Genomic DNA, 23,907 nt, shown 5'->3' on the forward strand with positions numbered 1-23,907 from the left:
TTGTCACCGCACCACTTCGCGATGGCCGCTCGGCAGGCGGGTGGCGATCAGCTTGTCGATGCGGCGGCCGTCGAGGTCGACCACCTCGAAGCGCCAGCCTTGCGCGTCGACGCATTCGCCGGTCGCCGGGAGATGGTGCATGTGCGCCAGCACATAGCCGGCGACGGTCTCGTAATCGCGGTTTTCTGGCAGGTCGATGCCGAGAACCTCGGCCATCTCGTCGGCCTGCATGTAGCCGGCGAGCAGCCATGAGCCGTCCTCGCGCTTGACGGCGTTTTCCTCCTCGCCGGCATCGAGGTCGGCGCGGAAGACGCCGGTGATGGCTTCGAGAATGTCGGCGGGGGTGACGATGCCTTCGAAATGGCCGTATTCGTCATGCACCAGCGCCATCGGCACGTCGGAATCCTTCAGCTTCTGCAGCACGTCCAGCGCATCGGCCTGGTCATAGACAATAGGGGCGGCGCGCACATGCTTGCGCGGGTCGAGCGCGCGGCCGGCAAGGATCGCCGCCAGCACGTCGCGCGTCTGGACAACGCCGACCATGACATCGACGCCGCCGTCGCCCGCCGGCAGGCGCGAATGCTGGGTATCCATCAACAGCTTGCGGATGGCGCTCTCATCGGCCTGCAGATTGATCCAGTCGACCTCGGTGCGCGGCGTCATCACCGCGCGCACGGCGCGGTCGCCAAGCCGCATGACGCCGGCGATCATGCGCCGCTCGTCGGATTCGATGGTGCCGTGATGCTCGGCCTCGGCGACCAGCATCTTGATCTCCTCGTCGGTGACCTTCTCCTCGCTCTCGCCGCGTTGGCCGAGCAGCCACAATATGGCGCGGCCGGAAATGTCGAGCAGGAACACCAGCGGCGCCGAGACGGTGGCAAGGATGGTCATCGCCGGCGCGGCACGGGCGGCGACGCGTTCGGGATCGCGCAGCGCAATTTGCTTGGGCACCAGTTCGCCGACGATCAGCGAGAAATAGGTGATGATGGCAACGACGATGCCGACGCCGAGCGGATCGGCGATGGTTTCGCGGATGCCGGTCGAGGCCAGGTACACCGACAGCCTGTCGCCCAGCGTGGCGCCGGAGAAGGCGCCTGACAGCACGCCGACCAAGGTGATGCCGATCTGCACCGACGACAGGAACTTGCCGGGGTTGGAGCCGAGCGCCAGCGCGCGCCCGGCGCCATTGACGCCGCGGTCGATCATCGCCTTGAGCCGTGCCGGGCGCGACGAAACGATGGCGAGCTCGGACATCGACAGAAGGCCGTTCACACAGATGAGGACGACCACGGTAGCGATTTCGACGTATAGCATCAGGGGTCAATAGCATTGCCGCAGGCCGCTGGAAAATAGTCCGCGTTGATTTTTGAAAAATGACAGTGGTTCAGGGAAGTTGCCTGAGCACGCCGACAATCGCCTTGCCGTCGGTGAAATAGGGATCGCCGCCGCCATTGCGGCCGGTCCTGGTGGCGCCGATGCCAGGGATATCGCTCACCGAGATCACCATGCCGGCAGCCGACAGGTCGTGGATCACGAGATCGCGCTCGGCATCGATGTCGGGGCCGATATGGTGGGTGATGGCGCCGGTGTCGTGGCTCAGCCCGACGCCACGATCGAAGCTGGCCGAGCCCAGCCAGAGCGGGCGGCCGTCGTCGCCGGTCGCATCGGTGCGCCAGAAGCGGACGTGATGACGCCGGTCGGCGCTGTCGCCGACGGGTTTCTCGAAGGCGAGATCCTGGGCGCGGCCTTCAAACAGCAGCCGGCTGACCGGGGCGTCGGGATAGGGACGGTCGAACAGCACGCTTTCCCCGATTTCGATCGCGGTCTTCAGGGTCACGCCGTCGGCGGTGTCCCAACCGGCCACGGCGAAGGCATGCACAAGCTCCTTTTCGCTGCCGACAAGGCCGACATTGATCGGGTCGCCCGGAATGCCTTGCGGCGTATGCGTCACCATTTCGAAGGTCTGCTTGCGAAAGCCGCGGTCGCGAAACGTCCAGAACTCAGGTGCGGCGACATAGGCAAGCGCCAGCCAGGCGGCGCAGAGCGCCGCCAGCCAGGTCAATGCGCGTCGTCGCAGGCTTCGTTGGCTCATGAATGCGGCTCGATCCGTGCGGTATCTGTTGCCTGACGGACCCTGGAAATCAATGGTCAGCAGCGCGCAGCCGTTCTATCGTCGGCCATCGTTTTTGCGTGGGGTGAGCAGGAATGGAGCGGAAGCCGGTGGGTCGCGGCTCGATGGCATTGACCGCCGACCTTGTCGCAAGGGTCGAGCGTATCGAACCGGATCCGGGTCCCGAGCCCGGAACAACCGAGCATACAGACGCGGAGTTCGACATCCTTGTCGAGCAACTCCTGTCGGAACATCGGCCTGAAGCGCTGTGGGTTTTTGCCTATGGATCGTTGATCTGGAACCCCGAATTCGCCCATGTCGAGCAGCGCCCGGCCACGGCGCCGGGATGGCATCGCTCGTTCTGCCTGAAGCTGACCCGCTGGCGTGGAACCCGCGATTTGCCGGCCTTGATGCTGGCCCTCGATCGAGGCGGCAGCTGCAACGGCATCGTCTATCGGCTGCCTGCGGAAGACCATTTCGGGCAACTTGGCCAGTTGATGCGCCGCGAGATCGATGCCAACCCGCCAACCAACGTGCCATGCTGGATCAAGGTCAAGACCAAGGACGGGCCGCTGCGTGCTTTGGCTTTCGTCGCCGCGCCAGACGGCAGGGCCTATGCCGGCCGGTTGCCATTGGAGCAGGTTGCCAACACGCTGGCGCAGGCTGCCGGTCATTGGGGCTCGTCGGCGCAGTACCTATTCCGAACCGTAAGCAAACTGGAGGAGAGCGGGATTCGCGACCGGAATCTCTGGCGCATCCAGGATCTGGTGGCACGACAAATCATCGCTTCCACAGGTGACGCCCAGCGCACCTGATCTTTCCTAGCGACAGGCGCGATAGCCGCTCTTGCGGTTCTTGATGTCGAAATGGAAATGGTTGCGGTGGTCGTAATTGTAGCCGGGGCCGAGCACGGTGGTGAAATACTGGCAGCCGTCGGCGCGCACATTGTTGAGGAAGCCGCGGGTGCGGAAGGCAAACAGGCCGGGCTTGCGCACGTCGATGTCGTCGCCATTGTTGAGCTCGATGCTCATGACGTCGAGCGCGTTGCCCTTGCCGTGTTCGGACAAAACGCCTTCGCCGGCGATGTTGCGGCAGGAATAGCTCGAACCCTGGTGGATGGTCTTGACGCCGGAGAAATAGCGCCAGCGGGCGGAGGGAACCAGTTCGTTCCTGGTCCAGGCGGCGAAGGTTGCGGCCATGTCGCACGTCAATGTCGCCGCCGGCTTCATCTGAATGCCGGCGATGGACGAGACCTTGACCGGCCAGTCGATGCCGCATTGTCCCTCGTGGATAGGCTGGACATCGGTGTAGACTACGCGAAGGCGCTTCAACTCGCTGCGGCAGTCGGTTTCGCTGGCCGGCATCTGCTGCGGCTCCGACAGCGGCTCGTCCATGCGCGGATAGGCGGCGGTCATGTAGGGATTGGAGGGGACAAGCTTTTGCATGCCTTCATATTGCGGCTCGGCTTGCGGCATAGCTGCGGTCTGTGAGCCGACATCGACGRCCGGCTCCAAATTCAGCACGCTGCCGGTGTTGCAGGCCGAAACGCTGGCCAGCGCCAGGCCGGCGGCAAGCATCGCTGCGCGTTTCGACTGGCGCAAAGTGGCGAAAAAAACGGCGCGAAATCTGCCGGCCATTGACGGAATCCCTTTGACGGATATCCGGCATTTTAACGATCAAGGGTAAAGGAAAACTCAGTGACGGCGTTCACGCCTGCGGCCGAAATACGGCACGCCGGGTCAGCCTGCCAGCCTATTGGCAGAAGGTGCCGCCGTGCCGGCGCGGTTCGAGATCGAGGTGGAAATGCAGGGCATGGTCGGGGTCGGCGCCCGGCCCAAGCACGGTCTTGAACGGTCCGCAGGCGGCCTTGCGCACCGCGTTGAGGAATTTGCCATCCTTCTCGGGCGGCGTTGGACCGACTTCGATCTTGCGACCATCGGACAAGGTGAAGCTGGCGATATCGAGGGCGTTGCCGAAGGCGTGTTCCGACAGTTTGCGCGTGCCATTGCGCGGCCGGCAGACAAAGGCCGATGCCTGGTTGATCGATTTCAGGTCGGCGCCGAATTCGGCTTGTGCCGCCGGCTGGATGACGTTGGCGGCAAAGCGGGCGGCCGCCTCGGCCATCGGGCAGTTGAGCTCGGTAGCAGGGCCGACGGCGATGGATTTTCCGAGCGATTTCAACACGATGGGGTAGGGGATCGAGCAGCCAATTTCGGGGTTGCTTTCCGCCTTGTGCTCTTCGAATTCGACGCCAAGCGCCGTCAGCCGCTGGCGACAGGCAACTTCCTCCGCCGGCATTTTTGCGTCGGGCAGGTCGGCCGAGCGAGGGTCCGGGAGCATCTTCTTGTCGTCGGTATCCGCCGGCTTTTCAGGCGGTTGCGGACCGACGACCGGCGGCTCTACCTCCGGCTTCGTGACGTCGGGCCTTTGTGTCGGAACGGGCACCACGGCAGGCGGCCCGCTTTCGGTATCGGTTGACGGCTGGGCTGGCTGCCCTGGAGCTGACGGCCCGGGCCGGGCCTGCTTTTTCTGGCGGGACTTTTCTTCATTGAACCGGTCGTCATCGGACCGGTTGGGCGCACCACTGGTCTTTTGCTCTTCGGTCTTTGCAGCGTCGGTCTTCTGCGCCTCCTCGGGGCGCGCCTTGGGCACCGGGACATCGTCAGCTGAGGGCTGCGGATCCGGCGTTTTCGGTTCTGCCTGGTTCGGCACGATATGCCGCTTGCCGCGCGGTTTCAGGCGATGCTTGCTGCGCGGCTTCGACGGCTGATCGGCTCCTTGTGTCAGCAGTTGTTCAACCCAGGAAGGCTGGTGAGCCCGTCTGTGCTTGGCGTCGGCAGGCGTCGCGAGCAATCCGGCCACCACCATGGCCAGCGCCAACCCGAACATTCTGGAAAAGACAAGCGCCGCCATCGGTCCTAAACGGCGTGGGCTTGCGGAGGTTGCCGGGAAAAGCGCATGCGCCCGATCACGATCGGTTACCCCGGCGTTACGCGCCGATCGCCTCCAGCCCTTCTTCCAGCCAATCGGCCAGCAGCGGCATGCCGAGCAGATATTTTGCCGTGCGCTTGTTGGCGCGCTCGCGCGCGGCGGCCACCGCGTCGGACCATTCCGCCGCGTCATAGTCGCCACGTCCGACCCAGGCCAGCGCGATCAATTCAGCGGCTTCGTCGACATTGAGGTCGTTGATCAGTTCGCGCAGCTCTTCCTCGGTGAGGTTTTCAGAGCTTTCCTCGGCAAGCCCGTCATGGTGGTGATTGTCGTGCCTGTCGCCGTCGAACTCGACCTCGTGCTCGGCGCCGTCGGCATAGTCTTCGTTGACGGCTGCACTCAGACCCTTTGCCTTGAGAATGAACAGGCGCACGGTGTCCGGGCCGATCGATAGCTCCCATTCCCGTTCACGGCGCTGTTGCACTTTCGCGCACTCCGCTGGTCATTTCGCGGATGATAGCTGATTTGCAGCCCGCGTCACGTCCGTTCGGCCGGCTGGGCTCACCGCCCGGCGGGATTCCGACTCGCGTGCCTGTCTTTTGAAGTGGTTTTGCGAAATAGTTTTGGCGGCGCGGCTTTTCCGGGATGAAATGGCATCCGCCTGGCGTTAGCATTTCATCATTATCCCTCAAGGAGGCTTCGATGCGCAGACGTTTGCTGATTCAAGTTCTAGCTGTTGTCGCTCTGCCGCTGTTTGCGGCGCCAGCCTTTACCGCCGGCGAGGGCGGCGGAGGCGGCAGCGACGGCGGGAGCACGAAATGCAAGAAGGGCGAGGTCTGGGACAAGAAGCTCAAGAAGTGCGTCGCGCCGAAGTACGGCATGCTCGACGACGACAACATCTATGAGGCCGGCCACGATCTGGCGATGGCCGGGCGCTATGATGAGGCGATCGCCGTGCTCAGCCTTGCCGAGAACAAGCAGGATCCGCGCATCCTCAACTATCTCGGCTATTCGCACCGCCATTCAGGCCGCGTCACGGTCGGCCTCGGCTATTACGAGGAAGCGCTGCGCATCAACCCCGATTACACGCTGGTGCGTGAATATCTCGGCGAGGCGCATCTGCAGATCGGCGATCTGGCCGGCGCCCAGGAGCAGCTGGCCGAAATCGAGAAGCGCACGGGCAAAGGCTCGCGCGAATACGGCATGCTGGCTGAACAGATCTACCATTTCATGAGAAGCTGACCCCACCCCAACGGCTTCTCTGGGCCGGTTGCGAGCAATCGCAGCCGGCTTTTTGCCGTCTCAGCCGCAACACAACGCGCATGCCGTTGCGGCAACTGCACAATCGGCTCATGATTTTTCAAAAGCCCGCTTTTTCAGCGTGAAAAGCGCGCGAAGATCGCTATATTGGGGGAAATTGCGGTGAAACGGTTCCGTTAGCCCGAGGCTGCCGGACCCGTTTTCTTTTTGTACCCATCGACAAGGCTTTCCCCGAAACGCGGGGGTGGCGGCAGGAAAGGTCAGGCATCATGAACAAGGTCCCGATGACAGGCGAGGGCTTCGCGTCATTGAAGGAAGAACTGCGTTGGCGCCAGCAGGAAGAGCGGCCGCGCATCATCGAGGCGATCTCCGAAGCGCGCTCGCATGGCGACCTGTCCGAAAATGCCGAATACCATGCGGCCAAAGAGTCGCAGAGCCTCAATGAGGGCCGCGTCAACGAGCTCGAAGACTATATTGCGCGCGCCGAGGTGATCGACGTCACCAAGCTCAGCGGCGACAAGGTCAAGTTCGGCGCCACGGTGGTGCTGGTCGACGAGGACACCGAGGAGAAGAAGACCTACCAGATCGTCGGCGACCAGGAAGCGGACGTGAAATCGGGCCGTATCTCGATCTCGTCGCCGATCGCGCGCGCGCTCATCGGCAAGGAGGTCGGCGACGCCATCGAGGTCAATGCACCCGGCGGCGCACGGGGCTACGAGATCGTCCAGGTGCAGTTCATCTAGGACCTCAGATAATTCTGAAGGGTTCTAAGCCGGCGCTCGTGATTTGAGCGCCAGCTGCTTTTCAGCTTCCGCCACCACCTCAGCCGGCGTTAGGCGCTCCCCTGATGCCGCCAGCAGCGTTGAGGCATATTGCCCACGCGGGCCGGTCAGACCGGGCTCCGTCGCCAGGAACACTGCGACCGTCGGTAGTCCGAAAGCGCTGGCGAGGTGGGTGAGGCCGGTGTCGGCGCCGATGACCAGCGTCGAGCGGCCAAGGATCGCGGCGATCTCCGCCAGCGGCGATTTCGGCACCACGATTGTTGACGGCACGTCTCTGGCGATCGCCTCGGCGACCGCCTTCTCGCGCTCGTTCGACCAGGTGGTGACCGGTGTCATCCCCCGTTCAGCCAGCAGGCGGGCGGTTGCGATCCAGTCTTGCGCCGGCCATTTCTTGTCCTCGCGGCTGGTGCCGTGCAGCAGGAAGGCTGTTTTGCCGTCGATGCCGGTCAGGCCGCCTGTGGGCGGCACAATCCCCGATGCTAGCGTCGAAAGATCGGGCTGGTAGCCCAACGCCAGTCCGAACAGCCGCCGCGTGCGTTCAATGGCGTGTAGGTCGCGCGGTACGGCGTATTTGTGCTGATAGAACAACGTCGCTGAGGGTTCGCGCGCGCTGGCGCGGTCGAAACCGGCAACCGGCGCGCCGGCCTGTTTCGCCACCAGGGCCGATTTCAGCAGCCCCTGCGCATCGATGACGAGGTCGTACCGGCTTGCCCGTAAGGTGCGGCGCAAGCTCGTCGCCTCCCGCCATGTGCTGGCGTTGAGCAGATGCTTGCGCCATCGGCGGATGGCGACGGTGTGGATGGTTGCGATCGCCGGATGTAGCGCGACGATGCCGGCAAAGGCCTCTTCGACGCACCAGTCGAAGGCAATATCGGGGCAGTTGTGGCGCGCATCCTCGAGCGCGGGGAAGGTGTGGATGACGTCGCCCATCGACGATGTCTTGACGATCAGCACCTTCATGCCGCGGCCGGGACGTCCAGTAGTCGATCGGCCGCCGCCGCTACTTTGGCGACATCGAGCGTCTTCAGGCAGTTGAGATGGCCGAGCGGGCAGACCTTCTGATGGCAGGGCGAGCAGGACAGATGCAGCCAGATCAGTTCGCGCTGTTCAGCCAGCGGCGGCGTGTTTTCAGGCGAGGTGGAGCCGTAAACGGCAACGATCGGCGTGCCGACGGCGGCCGCGACATGCATCAGGCCGCTGTCGTTAGACACCGCCAGCCTGGCCGCCGCAATCAGGTCGATGGCGTCCTCCAGCCGCGTTTTCCCGGCGAGATCGACGACACCGGGCGCAAGCGCTGTGATCTCGGCGGTGACGTCGCGGTCGTTCTTCGAACCGAACAGCGCGACCTTGAACCCCTTTGCCATCATCTCCCGGGCAAGACCGGCATAGCGCTCGCTCGGCCAGCGCTTGGCCGGACCGAATTCGGCGCCGGGCATCATGGCGACGAATTTTCCGGCCTCCAGCTCGAAGCGGCCGAGCAACTCTTTCTGATTGCCGGCATCGACGGTGAGGTGCGGCGGCCGGAAATGCCCGCCCTGGGCAAGGCCGAAATAGGCCTGGGCGGTGCGCCGCTTGACGGCATCGGGCAGCGGCACGATGTCGGTCAGCAGGCCATAGCGCATCTCGCGCAGATTGCCGAAGCGGCGCGGAATGCGGGCAAAGAACGGGATCAGTGCCGATTTCCAGCTTCCCGGCAGGACATACGCCATGTCGTAGCGGCCGCGCAGCAGGCGGCCGAAGCGGCGGCGAATGGTGAATTCGAGCGCGCCGGGTTTTAGCGGGAAATCGATCTGCTGGCGGAGTTCCGTCATGCGCTTGACCAAGGGTGCAGCCCAGGCCGGGGCCAGCACGTCGATGGCGGCGTTGGGATGGAGTTCCTTCAGCGCCGAAAACAGGCACTGCGCCATGACCATGTCGCCTACCCAGCGTGGGCCGATCACGAGGATCGTTGGGCTTTCAGCCATTCGACATAATCTCTGACGCCGGTTTCCACGCTGCGGAATTGCCCATTATAGCCGGCTGCGCGCAAGCGGGACATATCAGCCTGGGTAAAACTCTGGTAGCTGCCCTTGAGATGGTCGGGGAAGGGGATGAACTCGATCTCGCCCTTGCCCAGCGTGTCGATGACGGTTTCGGCGATGGCGCGGAACGGCTGGGCGCGGCCGGTGCCGCAGTTGAAGATGCCGCTCGAGCCGCGCTTCCACAGCCACAGATTGACGTCGGCGACGTCGCCGACATGGATGAAATCGCGGCTTTGTTCGCCTGGCCCAAAACCGTCATAGGCGCCGAACAGTTTTGGATTTTCGCCGCGCCCAACCTGGTTGAACAAATGAAAGGCGACCGAGGCCATGGCGCCCTTGTGCGCCTCACGCGGGCCGTAGACGTTGAAGTAGCGCAGGCCAGCCACCGGCGAATGGTCGGTGTCGAACACAGTGCGCCGGACATAGTCGTCGAACAGCTTCTTCGAATAGGCATAGACGTTGAGCGGCCGTTCCAGCGCCGGATCCTCGCGAAACTCCGAGCCGCCGCCATAGACCGAGGCCGAGGACGCGTAGAGGAAGGGCACGCGCAGCGACAGGCACGCATGCAGCAGGCGCTTCGAATAGGCGTAGTTCACGTCCATCATGTACTTGCCGTTCCACTCTGTGGTGGTCGAGCAGGCGCCCTGATGGAAGATTGCCTCGATGCGTCCGAGGTCGCCTGCCTCCAGGCGCGGCAGGAATTCGTCCTTGTCGAGATAGTCGGCTATCTGCAAATCGGCGAGATTGGCGATCTTGTGGCCATCGGTGAGGTCGTCGACGACGAGAATGTCGTCATGACCTTCGGCATTGAGTGCGGCGACAATGTTGGAGCCGATCATGCCGGCGCCGCCCGTGACGATGATCATCCTGTTGGCCCTGATACCCGATTTCGCTTGCCGATTCCGGTCCTTATAAGGGAGGCAGGTTGGGCTGTCGATAAAGCAGGCCGGGCTCACAGCAGCAAGGACAGATGAATGACAGGAGATCTTTCTGGAACGATACCAACCGATAGGCAAGGCGCGGCAGTGTTTGTCGGCTCATACGTTAGGATTTTGTCCCTGTCGGACGAGAACTATGGCACGCCGGTTGAAGAGGCACGCAGGTCATCCGTTGGACGCATTTGCCGAATTGTTGAGCCGTACGAAGGGACGTCGACGAATGGCGTTCAGATCAGCACCGGTGAATTTCGGGTCCACTACGCGCCACTTTCTCCCGATGGCATCGAAGGCATCTCTTTCTATGCAGCTCCCGGGGATATAGAGGTCGTTGGAGCTACGGAGGAAATGCTGCTCCTCTATAGCGAGGACATCTGGCAACTTATCCGGCCTTTCGGCGAAAAGCAGGATACGCCTACCTTCGAGCGGCTGGTGGCAGCGTTTGGGTTTTCCGATTTGAGGGGCTGAAGCACAAGCCGGTAAGAATAGAACTGAACGTCTGATCGGCGTGATTCCCACGCTTTGCCGACAGGAGCAAAAAGATGCCGTCGACGGAACTGCTCATCGCGTTTTTCGCCACCACGGCGATCTTCGCCTACATTCCAGGTCCGGCCATGCTCTATGCCGCCGCGCAGACCATGGCGCGTGGGCGCTGGTCGGGGCTGACGGCGGCGCTTGGCATCCATCTTGGCGGCTATTTCCATGTTTTCGCCGCTGCCGCCGGGCTGTCAGTGCTGTTCCACGCCGTGCCGCCGCTCTACATGGCGGTCAAGCTGATCGGTGCGCTCTATCTGATCTGGCTCGGCGTGTCGCTGTTCCGCAAGCGCGGGGAGGGGGATGCAGCACTGCCCGTCATAGAGCGCAAGTCGGCGCGCCGCGCCTTTTTCGAGAGCATCACAGTCGAAGTGCTCAATCCGAAGACAGCGATCTTCTTCATGGCGTTCCTGCCGCAGTTCATCGATGCCTCGGCGGCGTTGCCGGTCTGGTTGCAGTTCGTCGTTTTGGGCACCATCGTCAATCTGATGTTTTCCTCGGCCGATATCGTCTGCGTGTTGCTGGCCGGGCTGGTGATCGGCCGGCTCAAGCGCTCCAGCCGGGCGCAGCGCATGATGCAGCGGGCGGGCGGGGCGGTGCTGGTCGGACTGGGCGTCCACGTCGCGCTGCAGAAGAACTGACCTGACGTTGCGCTGCGTGGATTTGCGGTATATCGGCTTCGCCATGAACGATCCGGCCCGTAAATTGACAATTTTCAGCGTGATTGAGAGTGGCCTTTCCCTCGCATTGCCAGTGACATGATCAAGCACAATCCACCTTCGCCCGAACCTTTGCACCGTGCCATTGCCCGCTTTGGCGACGTCGCCGTTCTGGTGGTCGGCGACTTCATCCTCGACCGTTTCGTCAACGGCGTCATTGAGCGGATATCGCCCGAAGCGCCGATCCCGGTGCTGCATGGGCGTGGCGAGACCTCGACGATGGGCGGCGCCGGCAATGTCGTCGCCAATATTGTTTCCCTGGGTGCCAGCGCTATCCCGGTCTCGGTGATCGGCACCGATGTGGCCGGAGACAATGTGGTGCGGATGCTCGGCGAGCTTGGCGCCGACACGGCGGGCCTGGCGCAGGCGCGCGGCCGCATGACCTCGTCCAAGAGCCGCTTCAGCGCGCTCAACCAGCAGGTGCTGCGCTTCGACGAAGAAGAGATCAAGCCGCTCGACGACGCCGAGCGGGCGGGCCTGATCCGGCATTTCCGCGACGCGCTCTCGCGCGCGGACATTGTCATCCTGTCTGACTACGGCAAGGGCATATTGCTCGACGGCGTGGCCGCCGAACTGATCGCCATCTGCCGCGAGGCCGGGAAGCCGGTGCTGGTCGACCCCAAGGGTCGCGATTATGCCCGCTATGCCGGGGCGACCGCCATCACGCCCAACCGCAAGGAGCTCGGTGAAGCGGTCGGTCATCCTGTTTTCGCCGATGACGAGATTGTGGCGGCGGCTCGTGAATTGATTGCGGCGCATGGCTTCGACTTTGTCGTTGCCACCCGCAGCGAAAAGGGCATGAGTGTCGTTGGCGCGGATGAGGCGCGCCACATCGCCACCCAGGCGCGCGAAGTGTTCGACGTGTCGGGCGCGGGCGACACAGTGATCGCGAGCTTCGCGCTGGCCCTGGCCGCCGGCGCCGATCGCGTCATGGCCGCCTCCATTGCCAATGCCGCCGGCGGCGTGGTGGTCGGCAAACGCGGCACGGCACGGCTGAGCGTCGAGGAACTCACCGGTGCGCTGTTTCGCTCGCACGGCCCGACCGCCCACAAGGATGCCATTCTCGACGCAGCCTCGGCCGCGCGCATGGTGGCGGCGTGGAAGGATGAGGGCCTCAGCGTCGGCTTCACCAATGGCTGTTTCGACATATTGCATGCCGGCCATGTCAGCCTGCTGCATGCGGCGCGCAGCCAGTGCGACCGGCTGGTGCTCGGCCTCAACAGCGATGCCTCGGTGCGCCGGCTGAAAGGGCCGGGGCGCCCGGTCAACGACCAGCACGACCGCGCCTGCGTGCTCGCCGCACTTGCGTCGGTCGATGCGGTTGTGGTGTTCGAGGAGGATACGCCGCTGGCGCTGATTGAGGCGCTGCTGCCCGACATTCTGGTCAAGGGTGCCGACTACACCGTCGAAACCGTGGTCGGCGCCGATGTGGTGCAGAAGGCCGGCGGGCGCGTCGTGCTGGTCGATCTCGTCGCCGGCAAGAGCACCACCGGCACCATCGGCAAATTGCGCGCCGGCGGCGCCACTACTTGAGGGATTTCATGTCCGGACTGAACGATTACCTGGTCCGCTCGGCGGCCGCGATCACCGCCACGGCTGAGCGCGATTTGACCAGCGAGATGGAACGTGCCGTGAGCGCTGTCGTGACGGCGCTTTCGTCAGGCAAGGCTCTGCTGGTCTGTGGCAATGGCGGCTCGGCCAGCGACGCCATCCACATCGCCACCGAACTGGTCGGCCGCTTCCTGAAAGAGCGTAAGGCCTACAATGTGATCGCGCTGCCGGCCAATGCCGGGATGCTGACCGCCTGGGGCAATGATTACGGCTTCGACACGGTGTTTTCGCGCCAGGTCGAAGCGCATGGCGCGGTCGGCGGCGTGCTGCTCGCCATATCGACCAGCGGCAATTCGCCAAGCATTCTTGCCGCCGCCGAACAGGCGCGGATGATGGGCATGACGGTGGTCAGCCTGACCGGTGACACCGGCGGCAAGCTTGCGCCGCTCACCGACATCCTGCTCAACGTGCCCTCGACCTCGACGCCCATCATCCAGCAGGGGCATCTCTGCCTCTACCACTATCTCTGCGAAGTGGTCGAAGCGCGTCTCAGCGATGGCTGACACCGGCGCCTCCGGCCCGTACCCGCTGGCTGAGCCCGGCCTGTGGGTCGAGCGGGTCGGTTCGCGGGTGTTTCCAGCCAACACACCGGCGCTGTTCCTCGACCGCGACGGCACCATCAATGTCGATACCGGCTATCCCGACGATCCCGCCAAAATGGTGCTGCGCGACGGCATCATGCCGGTGATCGCGGCAGCCAACCGGGGCAAGATCCCAGTGGTGATCGTCACGAACCAGTCCGGCATTGCGCGCGGCTATTTCGGCTGGAAGGAATTTGCCGCCGTCAACGGCCGGGTTCTCGAACTGCTTGGCGCCGGCAATGCCTTCGTCGACATGGTCCTGGCCTGCGCCTATCACGAGGCGGGCAACGGGCCGCTGGCGATCGCCGATCACCCGATGCGCAAACCCAATCCGGGCATGCTGTTCGAGGCTCAGAAGCGTCTCCGCGTCGATCTCAAACGCTCGCTGATCGTCGGCGACAAGCCGGCGGACATGGAGGCCGGGCAGCGTGCCGGCCTGCCGCGCGGCGGGCTGGTCGACGGCGAGGGGAGCAAGCAACCGGGGTTTGAGGTTTTGCCGCTGCGGGATAGTAGCGACCTGAATGCACTGCTGGCGGCGATCAACGATCTGAAGGCTTGATCGCCAATCGATTCAAGTATTGGATCTATCCTGCTGTTCTTACAGCGATTTTAAGTGGATCCATTTGGTCAAGCGCTGAACGCCACCAGGCCCTCATCCTTGACGCGGCGGATGGTGAGCGCGGTGCGCACCGTGTCGACATTCGGCGCCGAAGCCAGCTGTTCGATGACGAAGATCTGGAACGTGCCGAGATCGCTTGCCACGCAATGCAGCAGAAAGTCGGATTCGCCTGACACCATCCAGGCATCGCGCACGATCGGCCAGCCGCGGGTGCGTTCGGCGAAGGTTTTGAGCTCGGCATCGGCCTGGTGATGCAGGCCGATCAGGCAGAAGGCGACGACGTCCATGCCGAGCGCCGGGGCATTGAGCAGAGCGCGGTAGCCCTTGATGATGCCGGTTTCCTCCAGCCGCCGGACACGGCGCAGGCAAGGAGGAGCGGAAATGCCGACACGGCTCGACAGTTCGACATTGGTCATGCGCCCGTCGCCCTGAAGCTCGCGCAGGATCTTCCAGTCGATGGCGTCGAGGTCGGCTTTCAGGGGCATGGCTGTCTCAGCTTAAACGCAAGAATCTTTCGCGATCTCGTCATTAAACGACTTTTGTGGCGATGCCAGCCCTTGGCCGGGCGATTTTAGGGCGGTAGCGAAAGCGGCGACCCACGCGAATATGCCTATGGGCCGAAGCTTTCCGGGGACGACGGCCCGTTCGTCTTGCTGGCGTGGTTGGCAACCCTTACATTACCGGCAACATTTCACGTCTTTTTCCAAGGCACACTCGATTGTCTGCCCCGCAGAGGCTCTAGATGACCACCAAGCACGCGCCTGTCCTTATCATCGGTTCCGGCCCCGCCGGCTATACCGCCGCGGTCTATGCCGCGCGCGCCATGCTGAAGCCGATGCTCGTCGCCGGCCTGCAGCAGGGCGGCCAGCTGATGATCACCACCGATGTCGAAAACTATCCGGGCTTTGCCGATCCGATCCAGGGTCCGTGGCTGATGGAGCAGATGCTGAAGCAGGCCGAGCATGTCGGCACCGACATCATCAACGACATCATCACCGAGGTCGATCTCAACGTGCGGCCGTTCCGCGCCAAGGGCGATTCCGGCACCACCTATACGGCCGACGCGCTGATCATCGCCACCGGCGCGCAGGCGAAGTGGCTCGGCATCCCGACCGAACAGACCTTCATGGGCTTCGGCGTGTCGGCCTGCGCCACCTGCGACGGCTTCTTCTATCGCGGCAAGGATGTTGCGGTGATCGGCGGCGGCAATTCGGCGGTGGAGGAGGCGCTCTACCTCTCCAATCTGGCGAAGAGCGTGACCGTCATTCATCGCCGCAACGATTTCCGCGCCGAGCGCATCCTGCGAGAGCGGCTGCTGAAAAAGGACAATGTCCACGTCATCTGGGACACGATCGTCGACGAGATCACCGGCCGGCCCGGCAAGACCCCGCTGCCGCCTTCGGTCGAAGGGCTGAAGCTTAAAAATGCGGTGACCGGCGAGATCAGCCATCTGAAGGTCGACGGCGTGTTCGTGGCGATCGGCCATGCGCCGGCGGTCGAGCTGTTCGTCGGCAAGCTGAAGCAGAAGCCGAACGGTTATCTGTGGACGGCGCCCGATTCGGCCCGCACCGACGTGCCCGGCGTGTTTGCCGCCGGCGACGTGACCGACGACATCTACCGCCAGGCGGTGACCGCCGCCGGGCTCGGCTGCATGGCCGCGCTCGAGGCGGAAAAGTACCTGGCCGGCATCGAGGTGCACCGCGAAGCCGCGGAATAAAATCTATCAAGACGGCGGAGCAAGCCGTTCAAAAGCCTGATTTTTCATTCAGACGCCAAAAACAGAACGAGGGGAACTCAATGGCGTTGGACTGGGACAAGCTTCGCGTGTTTCACGCTGCGGCGGAGGCTGGGTCTTTCACCCATGCCGCCGAGACATTGCATCTGTCGCAATCGGCGATTTCACGCCAGGTCAGCGCGCTCGAACACGATGTCGGCGTGCCGCTGTTCAACCGCCATGCCCGCGGCCTGGTGCTGACCGAGCAGGGCGAGATGCTGTTTCGCACGGCGCATGACGTGCTGATGAAGCTGGAGACCATCAAGTCGCGGCTGACCGAGGCCAAGGACCGGCCGTCCGGCGTGCTCAGGGTGACGACGACGGTGGGCCTGGGAGCCGGCTGGCTGACCGAGCGGGTGCAGGAATTCATCGAGCTCTATCCCGAAATCAGCCTGCAGCTGATCCTCGCCAATGAGGAACTCGACCTCACCATGCGCCAGGCCGATTGTGCGATCCGGCTGCGCCAGCCGCAGCAGCCCGACCTGATCCAGCGCCGCCTGTTCACCGTGCATTTCCACCTCTATGCCTCGCCGGCCTATGTCGGCAAACACGGTAAGCCGACTTCGGTCGCCGATCTGAAGAACCATCGCATCGTCACTTTCGGCGTGCCGGTGCCGTCGCATCTGTCGGAGCTGAACTGGCTGGAGACGATCGGCGATTTCGAAGGCGGGCAAAGGGTCCCGACGCTGCAGATCAACGACATCCTGTCGATCAAGCGCGCCGTGCAGGGCGGCGCCGGCATCGCCATGCTGCCAGACTATGTGATCTCCAAGGAGTCGGATCTGGTGCAGCTTTTGCCGGAGACCGAGGTGCCGTCCTTCGACACCTATTTCGCCTATCCCGACGCGATGAAGAACCAGGCCAAGCTGCACGTGTTTCGCGATTTCATCATCGCGAAAGCCAGAAGCTGGTCATTTTAGGGATACGCCGATATTCAGGTGAGGCCGGCCTGCGAACGGCTGCGCTCCGCTCCGGTTCTCGGCCTCAGCCATTCTCGGCTCGGCCTGACCTGAATCTCAGCATATCCTCAGGGTTGATTACCCCCGCCACGGCGTCAGCCGCGGCAGCCAGCCGGGGACATTGCGGCGGTAGGTCTCGTATTCGGCGCCGTAGCGGCTGGCCAGCGTCGGCTCTTCGTAGAACCTCACGAAGGAGCCCATGACGACCCCGCCGATGACGGCATAGGCGACGACGGTCCAGCTCGAAAACAGCAGCGCCTGGCCGAGGATGATCGACAGCACGGCGACATACATCGGGTTGCGGACATGGCGGTAGACGCCGCCGATCACCAGTCTCTCGGTGGGCGCGACAGGCGCCGGCGTGCCGAGGCCTTCGAGTGCGAATCGAGCAAAGGAATGAACGAGCAGGGCGATGGCCGCGACGATCAGTAGCCAGCCGAGCGGAACGAAGCCCGGCACGGTCGACAGCGGCAGATGGTAGTGGTCTGTCAGCAGCCAGGGCACCACACCGGCGACGACGCAAGGCGCTGCGATGAAGAAGACCGCGCTGCCGGCGATCGCCTGAGGTGTCCGCATTTCAGCTCTCCCTTGCCGGCGGCCTGGCTTTGCGATTCTGGCCGGTGCCGCAAAAATAAACTTGCTCTGCCTGATTCCGTGTCATTTGGCGTTTTCGCGCTTCGGCGCAAAAATCGGGTCCGGTTACGGTTCTGTGACAGCAATGGGCCGGTCGCACAGGCCGTTTGAAGGTTTTTTCTGGTCCTATCGGGCTCTAAAATGGGTTAGACCACAGCCTATGCCTTTTTGCATGCGTGTGTTGCAAAATAGATGCTTGTTTCTTGGGCATGATGAGCACATATATAGATCATCTCCTGGGCGCGTTCTCCTCCCATTAGCGCCCTCGAGTGTTCCCCTCTGGAGGTTAGCCTTAACAGGCACTTCCAATCAAACTCAGCCGGATCTTCGTTGATCCGGCTTTTTTGTTTTCGGGCCTGCCGCATCCACGAAAAACCGACCGGAATTGCCGCGTAACAGTGACATGTAACCTCAGGTAACATGTCGCAAGCGCGAATCGTCGTATAAGCAGACCATAGGACGCGGTGTGGTTCGTCCGGGAGATGGGGGCATCACTCGGAAGATCCGGGCTCAGGCGGCTACCGCGTCCGAACCTATTCGTCTGCCAGTGCCGCGTGGCGCGGCGGATACATGCGGCGGACCTGCCGTTTTCCTCCCAAGAAGACGGTCCGCAATAGGAGCGGCGTCCGGATCATCCGGGCGCCGTTTTTTGTGCGGATCAACTGCTCCTGTCAGGCAGCCTTGCCGTTGGAGTTCATCGCCTCGTCGGCCAACCGTCCGGTAAGCTCGGCCATGTGATCGAAGGCGCAGCGATAGCTGGCGACGCCGGCGGTCGCCGAGCGCAGTTCGATGATCAGATCGCCGATCTCGGCCTGCGGCATGGTCGCCTCGACCACATCCCATCCCGGCCAGTCGGGCCGCGCGTCGTAGCCGAGGATCTGGCCGCGCCTTTGCGGGATCAGCGCGATGATCTTCGAGGTGGCTTCGGACGGGGTGACGATCTCGACCTTCATCACCGGCTCGAGCAGCACCGGCGAACACGCCGCCATGCCTTCCTTCATCGCCAGCTTGGCCGCCATCTGGAAGGCCATGTCGGAGGAATCGACGGCATGGTAGGAGCCGTCGGAGAGATTGACGGCGACATCGACCACAGGGAACCCGAGCGGGCCGGATTTCAGATAGTCGCGAACGCCGGTCTCAACCGACTGGATGTAGGTCTTGGGCACGACGCCGCCGGTGATGGTATCCGAGAACTGGAAGCCGGAGCCACGCGGCAGCGGCTTGATCTCGATCACCACATCGCCGAACTGGCCATGGCCGCCTGATTGCTTCTTGTGGCGGCCGCGCTGCTGCACCGTCTTGCGGATGGTCTCGCGATAAGGAACGGCAGGGGCATGGCCTTCGACCGGGATCTGGTTCTTGCCTTCCAGCCGCTCGCGCACCACCCTGAGATGCATCTCGCCATGGCCAGACAGAACGGTCTCTGCCGAGTCCTGGTTGTGGCGCAGGCTGAGCGAGGGATCTTCCTCGGCCAGGCGCTGGATGGCGGCCGACATCTTGACCTCGTCCTTGCGTTCCTTCGGCCGCAGGGCAAAGGCAAAGACCGGCTGCGGCGGCGTGAGCGTCAGCAGCGGCTTGATGCCGCCCTTGGTGGAGCTCAATGTCTCGCCGGTCTTGACCTCGTCCAGCTTGCCCAGCGCCACCGTGTCGCCGGCCTTGGCGGCAGTGAGCTTGGACTGGTCCTTGCCGAGCATCTTGTAGATGCCCGAGACCTTCGCTGTCTCGCCGTTCGACAGATAAAGCTCGGCGGCATCGGCGACCTGGCCGGAGAGCACGCGCGACACCGACAGTTTGCCGCCATGCGCGGTGTGGATGGTCTTCATCACCTGGACCACGGTCTGGTTGCCGTCCGGGACGCCGAGCCGCTTGCGGGTCGCCTCGACATCGGGTGCGTCATGGCGGATCGCCTTCAGCAGGCGCAGCACGCCATTGCCCTTTTCAGCGGTGCCGATCAGCACCGGCGTTATGGCGCCGGCGCGCAGGTCGGCCGACAGGTCGTCGAAGACCGCGTCCTTGGGCGGCTCGATCTCCTCCAGTAACTGCTCCATCAGCTGATCGTCGTGATCGGCGAGCGTCTCCAGCATCGAGAAGCGGGCTTCCAGCTCGCGCGCCTTGTCGTCGCCCGGAATCTCGGCGACCTGGCTTTCGGCATACTCGCGGTAGATGTAGGCGCGCTCCAGCGCCAGGTCGATCGAACCGATCACCACATTGTCCTTGCGCAGCGGAATCTGGCGCAGCAGCAGCGGGGCCGCGCTCGTCGGCTGCAGCATCTTCAGCGTATCGCGCACGCCGGCAATCGCCTTGTCGACCTTGTTGAGGAACAGGATGCGCGGCACGCCGAGATCATCGAGCTTGCGCATGATGAGCTGCAAGGCGGGGATCTTCTTCTCGTCGGCCTCGGCGACGACCACGGCGAGGTCGCAGGCGGCCAGCACCGGCTCGGCCTCGAACGAGAATTCGATCGAGCCGGGACAGTCGACGAAGGTGATCTGCTCGCCCATGAATTCGGTGGTGGCAAAGGTCGCCTCGACGCTCATGGCGTGCGCCCGCGCCTCGGGCGAGTGATCCGAAACTGTGCTTCCCGATGAAACGGGATTTTGGCGGGGGATGGCGCCCGTACGGGCGAGGATGGCTTCGAGAAGTGTCGTCTTACCGCTTGCAAAGGGACCGACTATGGCAATGCATTTCGGTCCCGTGCGTCGTCCTCCGGCGCGAGTACCCATGGCTGACCTCCACTCAGGCGTTGGCCTTGGAGTACGATCAGCAAAAGTGGAAACGGTTTTGCGCCGATCGCACCCTGTCGTGAGCGGCGGCCGGCCTGTTCGACCGTCGCGGGCGGGGTTGTTTTCATTTAGCCACCTGCCCAAACCCATCGTCCCACGGGTTAGGCGGCAGGGCAAGGAAAATAGAAATGCGCCGCCGTCAGGCGGACAGGGCCAGAGCCTGGATCAGAAACCGTCGGGAGATTTTCAGCCAGCCTGGGTGCGGCGCGCCGGCGCGGCTGCAGTCTGCTTCACCACCGTCTCGGCGTAGCGCGACAACAGCGGGTTGAACAGGTTTGGGCGTTCCCAGAACGGCGCGTGGCCGGCATCCGGGATGACATGGCACTGTTCCCACAGCGAGGTATAGGCCACCGTCTCGAAATAGCTCAGCCGCACCAGCGGGTCATGCTCGCCATTGATCACCGCGACGGGGAACGGGGCGTGTTCGACCACCTGTTTCTGGTCGGCGCCCTTGCCGGCAAACATGGAGCGCGCCACACCGGCGCGCAGCCTGCCGTCGGTGCGCCGTATGGCTTCGCGGAAAGACGGACTTGCGGTGTCACCGAAGCAAAGCGCCTCAAAGCGCTCGATATCGCGTTCGGAGTAGACCTTCTTGGAGGCGAGCAGCATGTCCCAGTTGGCGTGAAAACCGCGCAGCATGCCGAGCGGTCCCCTCGACACCGGCGGCGCCCCGGTCAGCACCAGGCCGTTCACCGCATGGTGGAAGCTGGCAAGTTCGATCGCCACATGGCCGCCGAGCGACCAGCCGAAGATGATGGCGCGGTCGATGCCCAGCGCGTCGAGAAGACGGGCCGTCGTCTGCGCGAGACCGGTAATCGTATAGGCGGCGGCCGGGTCTCGGGCATCGGAGGAATCGCCATGACCGGGAAGATCGAAGGCGATCAGCCGGTGGGTATCGGCGAGCGGGCTGTCGAACTGCCGGGCAAACACGGCGCGCGAGGCGCCCGAGCCATGGATCATGACGATGGGCATGCCGGAGCCCGACGACTGGCTGAGGCGCAAATCGGCCTGCGGCGTGCGGATGGTGCGATCAGTGACGCTCATGCTGGATTAGACCCTCAGATTTGCCTGACGGCCAACATCGCATCGCTGGCTCTATATGTTCTTTAAACATGTGGTTAAGAAAGGATTTCCAGAAATCGACCGCCGGCGTGACTACCGGCTGCATGGCAACCACCGCGGAATCCCGAGAATGGAACCAGTCCTCGATCTTCTTGTCTCGATCTGCAGCATCGCGACGCTTGGCCAATATGTCTGGTCGATGCGGGCGCATTTCCAACCGCAGGCCATGTCTCCAGGCGCCATGGCGATATCGGCGGCGGTCATCGCCACGGCGCTGTTCTTTCTCGCCATACTGTGGATCCAGTCGCAGCCGGTTTCGGCAAAACTCACCGGGCTTGCCGTCGAGCTGGCGAGTTCTGCCCTGTTCTGGTGGGCGATTGTCACGTCGCGCAAGGCGCGGCTGCGCTTCGCCTTCGCGCCCGACGATCCACACAGCCTTTTGACCGACGGCCCCTACGGCTATGTCCGCCACCCCTTCTACACCTCCTACATCGTCTTCTGGATCGGATGGGGGATCGCGACCTGGTCGATCTGGGCGGTGGTGCCGGTCGCCGGGATCGCCATCCTCTATGTGTTTGCCGCGCTCGACGAAGAGAAGAAGTTTTCGCGCACGCCGCTGGCTGGCGACTATCAGGCCTATCGCGGCCGAGCCGGCCTGTTCTGGCCGCGGCTGGGGTGGTAGGCAGGGGTAAGGGTTTGCCGGATTGAGGATCGCCAGATGAAGATCATTGCCTGCGGCAGCGTGCCGACCATCATCGCACCGGACAAGTATTTCACCGGCCGCGTGCTGCAAACACCGATCATCGAGAAGGAAGCGCCGGCGCGGTTGCGCGCCACGCTGGTCAGCTTCGAGCCCGGCGCACGCACCCACTGGCACACGCATCCGCTCGGCCAGACGCTCTATGTCACCGCGGGCGCCGGCCTTGCGCAGACATGGGGTGGGCCGATCCAGGAGATCAGGGCCGGCGACGTCATCTCGTTCGACCCCGGCGAAAAGCATTGGCACGGCGCGGGCCTTAAGACGACGATGACCCATGTCGCCATGCAGGAAGCGCTCGACGGCGTCCATGCCGATTGGATGGAAGCGGTTACGCCTGAACAATATGGCGGCTGAGCGCATCGCGGGCGAACGCGAGATGCACCGCCCATGAGGCGCCAACAAAAAACCCGGCGTGACGCCGGGTTTTCTGTTTCAGGCCGGCCCGGTCAGGTCAGCGACGCGGTAAAGCGCTGGATGCGCGTGCAGGCTTCCTCCAGCAGCGTCTCCGACGTCGCGTAGGAGATGCGGAAATTGGGGCCGAGGCCGAAGGCCGAGCCGAACACCACCGCGACGCCCTCGGCCTCGAGCAGTTCGGCGCAGAAGGCTTCGTCGGTGTCGATGACCTTGCCGGCCTTGGTCTTCTTGCCGATCAGCTGCGCGCAGGACGGATAGACATAGAAGGCGCCCTCCGGCGACGGGCACGTAATACCGCGCGCCTGGTTGAGCATCGACACGACGAGGTCGCGTCGGCCCTGGAAAATCGCCTTGTTCTTGGCGATGAAATCCTGCGGACCGTTGAGCGCCTCGACCGAGGCCCACTGCGCGATGGTGCAGGCGCCGGAGGTCTGCTGGCCCTGGATCATGTCCATCGCCTTGGTCAGCTGCACCGGACCCGCGGCATAGCCGATGCGCCAGCCGGTCATGGCATAGGCTTTCGAGACGCCGTTCATGGTCAGCGTGCGCTCGTAGAGTTTTGGCTCGACCTCGGCGATGGTCTTGAAGACGAAGTCGCCATAGGTCAGGTGCTCGTACATGTCGTCGGTCAGCGTCCAGACATGCGGGTGCTTTAGCAAAACATCGGCCAGAGCGCGCAGCTCGGCTTCCGTGTAGGCGGCGCCCGAGGGGTTTGACGGCGAGTTCATCAACAGCCATTTGGTCTTCGGCGTGATTGCCTTCTCCAGCACTTCGGGGGTCAATTTGAAACCATTCTCGATCGATGTGTCGGCAAACACCGAGGTGCCGCCGCAGATCGCCACCATTTCGGGGTAGCTGACCCAATAGGGGCGGGGGATGATGACCTCGTCGCCCGGGTTCAGCGTCGCCATGAAAGCATTGAACAGGATCTGCTTGCCGCCGGTGCCGACGATGGTCTGCTCCGGCTTGTAGTCGAGATTGTTCTCGCGCTTGAACTTTTTGGCGATCGCCTCGCGCAGCGGCACGATGCCCGAAACCGGCGGGTACTTGGTCTCGCCGCGGCGGATCGCCTCGATCGCCGCATTCTTGATGTTGTCGGGCGTATCGAAATCCGGTTCGCCGGCGCCGAGGCCGATAATGTCACGGCCGGCATTTTTCAGCTCGCGGGCTTTCTGCGTCACTGCGATGGTGGCGGAAGGCTTCACGCGGGAAAGGGCGTCGGCAAGAAAGGCCATGACCAGATATCTCCAGAGGGTCGACGCAGCGGGAACAGCTGCGGCGCTTCTCATGTCGCATCAACCCGCCAAGTGCAAGCATTGTCGGATGAGCCAGGGGTCAAGGACCTGTGAAGATCGGCCTTTGGAGCGCCGGGTTTCGTCCGCGCCGAGGACCTTGCAATCCATGCGGCGTATCGCTGGC

Annotated in this window: 25 protein-coding genes; 12 read left to right on the forward strand and 13 right to left on the reverse strand. The window is 63.4% G+C overall.

Features of this window, described 5'->3' with window-relative positions; translation table 11 throughout:
• Positions 1–3 precede the first annotated feature (3 nt).
• Both AC1DYJ_RS25925 and AC1DYJ_RS25930 read right to left on the reverse strand, forming a co-directional pair.
• Positions 4–1,314 (reverse strand): hemolysin family protein, encoded by a 1,311-nt coding sequence (locus AC1DYJ_RS25925; protein ID WP_477285147.1) that lies wholly within the window; start codon positions 1,312–1,314, stop codon positions 4–6.
• Positions 1,315–1,384: 70 nt separating this feature from the next.
• A complete protein-coding gene (locus tag AC1DYJ_RS25930) occupies positions 1,385–2,092 on the reverse strand; it encodes an LssY C-terminal domain-containing protein (protein ID WP_477285145.1) in 708 nt (235 codons plus the stop codon).
• A 113-nt stretch (positions 2,093–2,205) separates the two neighbouring features.
• On the opposite strand from AC1DYJ_RS25930, the gene AC1DYJ_RS25935 reads away from it, so the two are divergent.
• Positions 2,206–2,925 carry a gamma-glutamylcyclotransferase gene (locus AC1DYJ_RS25935; protein ID WP_477285143.1) on the forward strand — a complete coding sequence of 240 codons (720 nt, stop codon included), beginning with the start codon at positions 2,206–2,208 and terminating at the stop codon, positions 2,923–2,925.
• Between the two features lie 6 nt (positions 2,926–2,931).
• Here the strand turns inward: AC1DYJ_RS25935 and AC1DYJ_RS25940 are convergent, their stop codons facing one another.
• The 3 genes from AC1DYJ_RS25940 to AC1DYJ_RS25950 form a co-directional block, all read right to left on the reverse strand.
• A complete protein-coding gene (locus AC1DYJ_RS25940) occupies positions 2,932–3,747 on the reverse strand; it encodes an extensin-like domain-containing protein (RefSeq protein ID WP_477426294.1) in 816 nt (271 codons plus the stop codon).
• 115 nt (positions 3,748–3,862) lie between these two features.
• On the reverse strand, positions 3,863–5,023 hold the full coding sequence (locus tag AC1DYJ_RS25945; protein ID WP_477285139.1) for an extensin-like domain-containing protein: 1,161 nt from the start codon (positions 5,021–5,023) through the stop codon (positions 3,863–3,865).
• 76 nt (positions 5,024–5,099) lie between these two features.
• Positions 5,100–5,525, reverse strand: coding sequence for a DUF3775 domain-containing protein (locus AC1DYJ_RS25950; RefSeq protein WP_477285137.1), 426 nt, complete (start codon positions 5,523–5,525; stop codon positions 5,100–5,102).
• A gap of 218 nt (positions 5,526–5,743) precedes the next feature.
• On the opposite strand from AC1DYJ_RS25950, the gene AC1DYJ_RS25955 reads away from it, so the two are divergent.
• Both AC1DYJ_RS25955 and greA read left to right on the forward strand, forming a co-directional pair.
• Positions 5,744–6,283, forward strand: coding sequence for a tetratricopeptide repeat protein (locus AC1DYJ_RS25955; RefSeq protein WP_477285135.1), 540 nt, complete (start codon positions 5,744–5,746; stop codon positions 6,281–6,283).
• Between the two features lie 287 nt (positions 6,284–6,570).
• Positions 6,571–7,044, forward strand: a complete 474-nt coding sequence (greA, locus tag AC1DYJ_RS25960) for a transcription elongation factor GreA (RefSeq protein ID WP_181058741.1) — start codon at positions 6,571–6,573, stop codon at positions 7,042–7,044.
• Positions 7,045–7,068: 24 nt separating this feature from the next.
• On the opposite strand, the gene waaC is transcribed toward greA, so the two are convergent.
• The 3 genes from waaC to rfaD are packed head-to-tail and all read right to left on the reverse strand — an operon-like array spanning position 7,069 to position 9,970.
• Positions 7,069–8,043 (reverse strand): lipopolysaccharide heptosyltransferase I, encoded by a 975-nt coding sequence (gene waaC / locus AC1DYJ_RS25965; RefSeq protein ID WP_477285133.1) that lies wholly within the window; start codon positions 8,041–8,043, stop codon positions 7,069–7,071.
• Positions 8,040–9,047: a lipopolysaccharide heptosyltransferase II gene (gene waaF / locus AC1DYJ_RS25970; protein ID WP_477285131.1), complete on the reverse strand. Its 1,008-nt coding sequence runs from the start codon at positions 9,045–9,047 to the stop codon at positions 8,040–8,042. Before waaF ends, waaC begins: the two co-directional genes overlap by 4 nt.
• Positions 9,020–9,970, reverse strand: coding sequence for an ADP-glyceromanno-heptose 6-epimerase (rfaD, locus tag AC1DYJ_RS25975; RefSeq protein WP_477285129.1), 951 nt, complete (start codon positions 9,968–9,970; stop codon positions 9,020–9,022). The genes waaF and rfaD overlap by 28 nt, the downstream gene beginning before the upstream one ends.
• A gap of 108 nt (positions 9,971–10,078) precedes the next feature.
• Here rfaD and AC1DYJ_RS25980 point away from each other — a divergent pair, with 108 nt between their 5' ends.
• The 5 genes from AC1DYJ_RS25980 to AC1DYJ_RS26000 all read left to right on the forward strand — a co-directional run bounded on the left by AC1DYJ_RS25980 (position 10,079) and on the right by AC1DYJ_RS26000 (position 14,043).
• Positions 10,079–10,507: a hypothetical protein gene (locus AC1DYJ_RS25980; RefSeq protein ID WP_477285127.1), complete on the forward strand. Its 429-nt coding sequence runs from the start codon at positions 10,079–10,081 to the stop codon at positions 10,505–10,507.
• A gap of 74 nt (positions 10,508–10,581) precedes the next feature.
• Positions 10,582–11,214, forward strand: a complete 633-nt coding sequence (locus tag AC1DYJ_RS25985) for a LysE family translocator (protein ID WP_477285125.1) — start codon at positions 10,582–10,584, stop codon at positions 11,212–11,214.
• Positions 11,215–11,331: 117 nt separating this feature from the next.
• Positions 11,332–12,825 carry a D-glycero-beta-D-manno-heptose-7-phosphate kinase gene (rfaE1, locus tag AC1DYJ_RS25990; RefSeq protein WP_477285123.1) on the forward strand — a complete coding sequence of 498 codons (1,494 nt, stop codon included), beginning with the start codon at positions 11,332–11,334 and terminating at the stop codon, positions 12,823–12,825.
• A gap of 8 nt (positions 12,826–12,833) precedes the next feature.
• Positions 12,834–13,406 carry a D-sedoheptulose-7-phosphate isomerase gene (locus tag AC1DYJ_RS25995; protein WP_477285121.1) on the forward strand — a complete coding sequence of 191 codons (573 nt, stop codon included), beginning with the start codon at positions 12,834–12,836 and terminating at the stop codon, positions 13,404–13,406.
• Positions 13,399–14,043 carry a D-glycero-alpha-D-manno-heptose-1,7-bisphosphate 7-phosphatase gene (locus AC1DYJ_RS26000; protein ID WP_477285119.1) on the forward strand — a complete coding sequence of 215 codons (645 nt, stop codon included), beginning with the start codon at positions 13,399–13,401 and terminating at the stop codon, positions 14,041–14,043. The genes AC1DYJ_RS25995 and AC1DYJ_RS26000 overlap by 8 nt, the downstream gene beginning before the upstream one ends.
• 68 nt (positions 14,044–14,111) lie before the next feature.
• On the opposite strand, the gene AC1DYJ_RS26005 is transcribed toward AC1DYJ_RS26000, so the two are convergent.
• Positions 14,112–14,588 (reverse strand): Lrp/AsnC family transcriptional regulator, encoded by a 477-nt coding sequence (locus AC1DYJ_RS26005; RefSeq protein ID WP_477285117.1) that lies wholly within the window; start codon positions 14,586–14,588, stop codon positions 14,112–14,114.
• Positions 14,589–14,845: 257 nt separating this feature from the next.
• On the opposite strand from AC1DYJ_RS26005, the gene trxB reads away from it, so the two are divergent.
• Entirely contained in the window at positions 14,846–15,820 is a 975-nt protein-coding gene (trxB, locus tag AC1DYJ_RS26010) for a thioredoxin-disulfide reductase (RefSeq protein WP_477285115.1), read from the forward strand.
• 80 nt (positions 15,821–15,900) lie between these two features.
• Positions 15,901–16,797, forward strand: coding sequence for a LysR family transcriptional regulator (locus AC1DYJ_RS26015; RefSeq protein WP_181058731.1), 897 nt, complete (start codon positions 15,901–15,903; stop codon positions 16,795–16,797).
• 117 nt (positions 16,798–16,914) lie between these two features.
• Here AC1DYJ_RS26015 and AC1DYJ_RS26020 read toward each other — a convergent pair whose 3' ends face one another.
• The 3 genes from AC1DYJ_RS26020 to AC1DYJ_RS26030 all read right to left on the reverse strand — a co-directional run bounded on the left by AC1DYJ_RS26020 (position 16,915) and on the right by AC1DYJ_RS26030 (position 21,296).
• On the reverse strand, positions 16,915–17,412 hold the full coding sequence (locus tag AC1DYJ_RS26020; protein WP_477285113.1) for a methyltransferase family protein: 498 nt from the start codon (positions 17,410–17,412) through the stop codon (positions 16,915–16,917).
• 728 nt (positions 17,413–18,140) lie between these two features.
• The gene (locus tag AC1DYJ_RS26025) at positions 18,141–20,192 is read right to left on the reverse strand and encodes an elongation factor G (RefSeq protein ID WP_477285112.1); all 2,052 of its coding nucleotides are present in this window, start codon (positions 20,190–20,192) and stop codon (positions 18,141–18,143) included.
• Between the two features lie 246 nt (positions 20,193–20,438).
• On the reverse strand, positions 20,439–21,296 hold the full coding sequence (locus AC1DYJ_RS26030) for an alpha/beta fold hydrolase (protein ID WP_477285111.1): 858 nt from the start codon (positions 21,294–21,296) through the stop codon (positions 20,439–20,441).
• A gap of 148 nt (positions 21,297–21,444) precedes the next feature.
• Here AC1DYJ_RS26030 and AC1DYJ_RS26035 point away from each other — a divergent pair, with 148 nt between their 5' ends.
• Together AC1DYJ_RS26035 and AC1DYJ_RS26040 are read left to right on the forward strand one after the other, a co-directional pair.
• Positions 21,445–21,996 carry a methyltransferase family protein gene (locus AC1DYJ_RS26035; RefSeq protein WP_477285109.1) on the forward strand — a complete coding sequence of 184 codons (552 nt, stop codon included), beginning with the start codon at positions 21,445–21,447 and terminating at the stop codon, positions 21,994–21,996.
• Positions 21,997–22,032: 36 nt separating this feature from the next.
• Positions 22,033–22,428, forward strand: a complete 396-nt coding sequence (locus tag AC1DYJ_RS26040) for a (R)-mandelonitrile lyase (protein ID WP_477285107.1) — start codon at positions 22,033–22,035, stop codon at positions 22,426–22,428.
• Between the two features lie 92 nt (positions 22,429–22,520).
• On the opposite strand, the gene AC1DYJ_RS26045 is transcribed toward AC1DYJ_RS26040, so the two are convergent.
• Positions 22,521–23,723 (reverse strand): pyridoxal phosphate-dependent aminotransferase, encoded by a 1,203-nt coding sequence (locus AC1DYJ_RS26045; RefSeq protein WP_477285105.1) that lies wholly within the window; start codon positions 23,721–23,723, stop codon positions 22,521–22,523.
• Between the last annotated feature and the right edge of the window lie 184 nt (positions 23,724–23,907).

This window comes from Mesorhizobium sp. P2_B11 (assembly GCF_056404855.1).